This is a genomic window from Exiguobacterium sp. s28 (genome assembly GCF_018618135.1).
In the GTDB taxonomy this organism is placed as follows: domain Bacteria; phylum Bacillota; class Bacilli; order Exiguobacteriales; family Exiguobacteriaceae; genus Exiguobacterium; species Exiguobacterium mexicanum_A.
This window is the reverse complement of sequence record NZ_JACSLL010000042.1, coordinates 1-233: the sequence shown is the minus strand read 5'-3', so window position 1 is coordinate 233 and position 233 is coordinate 1. Positions and strand designations below refer to the sequence as shown.

At 49.8% G+C, this 233-nt stretch carries 1 rRNA gene; it reads right to left on the bottom strand.

The features are described from left to right. Positions 1-86: ribosomal RNA gene (gene rrf, locus KNP78_RS15660) — 5S ribosomal RNA — on the bottom strand; the annotation flags it as partial. Positions 87-233: the final 147 nt, after the last annotated feature.

Here is a 233-nt window from a genome sequence, read left to right as displayed (position 1 = left end):
GACCCCCAACTACTTTCGGCGCTGAAGCGCTTAACTTCCGTGTTCGGCATGGGAACGGGTGTGGCCGCTTCGCTATCGCCACCAGACAAAAGAATATTAACATCGCCTCATGGGCGTGTCAATCCATTTCAGGGTTGTTCCCTGAAAACTGAAGACTCATCAATTCATACAAACCATTAGACTAGATCAAAGCCTCGACCGATTAGTATCATTCAGCTCCACACGTCGCCGTG